This is a genomic window from Arthrobacter sp. B0316-1-20, from assembly GCF_059091865.1.
This window is the reverse complement of sequence record NZ_JBNHHC010000179.1, coordinates 1-3,640: the sequence shown is the minus strand read 5'-3', so window position 1 is coordinate 3,640 and position 3,640 is coordinate 1. Positions and strand designations below refer to the sequence as shown.

Genomic DNA, 3,640 nt, shown 5'->3' with positions numbered 1-3,640 from the left:
GCTGCCTGGTTCGGCGGTGTAAGCCGTCAGAGTGTGAACCGTCTGGAAGGACGTGGGCAGCTGCAAGGAGTAGTAGGTGAGTTCCAGCGCGCCGACGTCGGGGTGGTGGAACCGTTTGACCCCACCGTGGTGCAAACGGACGTTGTGCTGAGCCCAGCGCGTGCTGAACTCCGGGCTGAGGGTAGACAGTTCGCCGATCAGATCACGCAGCACTTTGTCGTGGGGGTGCCGGCCTGCTTCGGCGCGCAGCAGCGCGGCGGTGGAGTCAGCGGCAGCGTCCCAGTCGGCGTAAAAGTCGTGAGAGGCCGGGTCGAGGAAGTTGTACCTGGCGAAGCTGGCCTGACCGGTATCAGAGACGGAAACGCCGGTGAACATGCCCGAGTACATGGCCCGGCCCAGCGAGTTGGCTGCGACTATCTCCAGCCGGCCGTTGTTCACGAATGCCGCCGACAGTGTCATCGAGTCCAGCAGCCACTGCACGCTGGGCGGGATATCAGGTGCCCTGCGGCGACGCGGCGAGCGGGCGGCTGGGCGGGCGGCTGGGCGGGCGGATCGAGCCAGGGCGAACAGGTAGGTGCGCTCCTCCTCATCCAGATGCAGCGCTTTCGCCACTGCCTCCAGGACGTCTTCGGAGACGCCGCTGATGTGTCCCTTCTCCAGCCGGGTGTACCACTCAGTACTCACCCCGGCCAGCACGGCGACCTCTTCACGGCGCAGCCCGGCCACCCGTCGGCGCCCGCCGCCGGCGGGCAGCCCAACCTGCTCCGGAGTCAGCCGGGCACGTCGGGTGACCAGGAAGTCACGGATATCGGAGCGGTTGTCCACATCTCCATGGTAGGAGTTCCTGTCGAGGAAGGGAGGTTGTACGTGTACCCCCATAAACTCGACCTCCCGCACGGGTGAAAAGCCCGGTTGAATGGTGCATGACCATAGGCAAAGCCTCCCGATCCCGGGCCCGACTCGGTTCCGGACTTCCCTACATGAACAGGAGCACCCATGCGTGGAGTAGTTATGCACACCGCTGGCGACGTGCGCGTCGAGGAACGTGAAGACCCGAAGCTCATCGAGCCCACGGACGCGATCATCCGGCTGACAGCGACCTGCATCTGCGGATCCGATCTGTGGCCCTACCGGGGTATCGAACCGGCCGACCACCAGGTGATGGGGCACGAGTACGTCGGCGTCGTTGAGGAGACCGGCGCGGACGTGAAGAACGTCAAGGTCGGCGACTTCGTCGTCGGCTCGTTCGTGATCTCGGACAACACCTGCGAAATCTGCCAGGCCGGATTCCAGTCCAAGTGCGTGCACGCTGAGTTCGTGTCGCAGACGATCGGCACCCAGGCGGAGAAGGCCCGCATCCCGTACGCGGACGGCACCCTCGTTCCCACGCCCGGTCAGCCGGATGAGGATCTCATCCCGTCATTGCTGGCCGCCTCCGACGTGCTCGGCACCGGCTGGTTCGCCGCCACTGCCGCACAGGCCGGTCCCGGCAAGACCGTCGCCGTCGTCGGCGATGGAGCGGTCGGCCTGATGGCCGTCCTCGCGTCGAAGCAGATGGGAGCCGAACGGATCATCGCCATGTCCCGTCACAAGGACAGGCAGGAGCTGGCCCGCTACTACGGCGCCACCGACATCGTGGAAGAGCGCGGCGAGGAAGGCGTTGCGAAGATCAAGGAACTCACCAACGGACTCGGCGCTCACTCGGTCGTCGAGGCCGTCGGCACCCAGGAATCGTTCATGCAGGCTGTGGGCGCCACGCGTGGCGGAGGACATCTCGGATACGTCGGGGTCAACTACGATGTGACGATCCCGGGCATCGAGCTGTTCTTTGCCTGCATCCACACCCTCGGTGGTCCCGCTCCCGTGCGCCGGTTCCTGCCGGATCTGATCCAGCTGATCCTGGACCGCAAGATCAACCCGGGCAAGGTCTTCGATCTCGAATTGCCGCTTGAACAGGCTCCCGAGGGTTACAAGGCGATGGACGAGCGCCGCGCCGTAAAGGTCCTGCTGCGTCCGTGATGCCTGCTGCCGCACGAGGGAGCGTCTTATTTCAAGTGGTCCACCAGCTGCGCCGCGATGCCCGTGTAGGTCGCCGGGGTCAGCTCCAGCAGACGCTGCTCGGCCTCCGCGGACAGGCCCAGGCCGGAGACGAACTCCTTCATCCGGGCTGCATCCACGCGGTGGCCGCGGGTCAGGTCCTTGAGCCGCTCATACGGATTCTCCATGCCCGGCGTTCCGGCGATGGCTTCGGCGCGCATGACCATCTGGATGGCCTCGCCCAGCACCTCCCAGTTGGTGTCCAGGTCCTGGGCGAGCACATCCTCCGCGACGTCCAGGTTGGCCAGGCCGCGGGTGACATTGGAGATCGCCAGCAGGGAGTGGCCGAAGGCGACGCCGATGTTGCGCTGCGAAGAGGAGTCGGTAAGGTCGCGCTGCCAGCGGGAGGTCACCAGGGTCGCGGCCAGCGTATCCAGCAGCGAGCAGGAGATCTCCAGGTTCGCCTCGGCGTTCTCGAAGCGGATCGGGTTGACCTTGTGCGGCATGGTGGAGGATCCGGTGGCGCCAGCCACCGGGATCTGCCGGAAGTAGCCGATCGAAATGTAGCTCCACACGTCCGTGCAGAAGTTGTGCAGGATGCGGTTGAACCGGGCCACGTCCGCGTACAGCTCCGCCTGCCAGTCGTGGGATTCGATCTGCGTGGTCAGCGGGTTCCAGGTCAGCCCCAGCCCCTCCACGAAGCTCTTCGATACGGCCTGCCAGTCGGCGGAGGGAACCGAGGCGTAGTGCGCCGCGTAGGTGCCGGTGGCGCCGTTGATCTTGCCCAGGTATTCGGTCTTCGCGATCCGGGAAAGCTGGCGCTCCAGCCGGTGCGCGACGACGGCCAGCTCCTTGCCCAGCGTGGTGGGGGTAGCCGGCTGCCCGTGGGTGCGGGAGAGCATCGGTACCTCACGCGTGGATTCAGCGAGCTTGACAATGTCCGCCACCAGGTGTCGGGCGGCGGGTAGCCAGACGTGCTCCACCGCGCCCTTGACGCCGAGCGCGTAGGAGAGGTTGTTGATGTCCTCGCTGGTGCAGCCGAAGTGCACCATGGCGGTCAGGTTCGCAATACCGATATCCGCCAGCCGCCGGCCGATGTAGTACTCCACGGCCTTCACATCGTGGACGGTGACCTTCTCGATCTCCGCCAGTTCATGGACGGCGTTGCCGTCGAAGTGCTTGACGATGTCCCGCAGTTTCTGCTTCTGCCCCTTGCTGAGCGGTGCTGTGCCCGGCAGGACGGAGTGGTCGGCGAGGTGGATCAGCCACTCCACTTCCACATGCGTGCGGTCGCGGTTCAGTGCCGCCTCGGATAGGTAGTCCACCAGCGGCGCCACCGCCGAATGATAGCGGCCGTCGAGTGGCCCGAGGGCGATTGCGGGGGAAACGGAGGTCAGCGCGGTGCGCCCATCGGAAAGCAGGTGTGCGGAATCAGCCATGTTCCCCATTGTTCCCCATTGTTCCGCGATGTTCCCTACCGACTCCCTCTAAAGTTCCCTATCTACTCCTGCACACCGCCAAGTACGACGGCGGCAGTCCACAAAGCACGCAGGTCGCCTTCAGCCGCCTCCCGGCCGCGGTCTACCGTCGATGGACACGGATG

Annotated in this window: 3 protein-coding genes; 1 reads left to right on the top strand and 2 read right to left on the bottom strand. The window is 65.5% G+C overall.

The genetic code is table 11. From position 1 onward, the window contains the following. Positions 1 to 825: helix-turn-helix transcriptional regulator (locus AC5RW2_RS41365; protein WP_494075314.1), on the bottom strand; the 825-nt coding region annotated here is incomplete at its 3' end. A 171-nt stretch (positions 826 to 996) separates the two neighbouring features. Here AC5RW2_RS41365 and AC5RW2_RS41360 point away from each other — a divergent pair. Continuing rightward, positions 997 to 2,019 carry a zinc-dependent alcohol dehydrogenase family protein gene (locus tag AC5RW2_RS41360; RefSeq protein ID WP_494031483.1) on the top strand — a complete coding sequence of 341 codons (1,023 nt, stop codon included), beginning with the start codon at positions 997 to 999 and terminating at the stop codon, positions 2,017 to 2,019. A 26-nt stretch (positions 2,020 to 2,045) separates the two neighbouring features. On the opposite strand, the gene purB is transcribed toward AC5RW2_RS41360, so the two are convergent. Beyond that, positions 2,046 to 3,476, bottom strand: a complete 1,431-nt coding sequence (gene purB / locus AC5RW2_RS41355) for an adenylosuccinate lyase (protein ID WP_494031484.1) — start codon at positions 3,474 to 3,476, stop codon at positions 2,046 to 2,048. Positions 3,477 to 3,640: the final 164 nt, after the last annotated feature.

Excerpts from the sequence above, each read along its gene's own strand:
- AC5RW2_RS41360 (WP_494031483.1), top strand. The coding sequence starts at position 997 with ATGCGTGGAGTAGTTATGCACACCGCTGGCGACGTGCGCGTCGAGGAA.
- purB (WP_494031484.1), bottom strand. The coding sequence starts at position 3,476 with ATGGCTGATTCCGCACACCTGCTTTCCGATGGGCGCACCGCGCTGACC.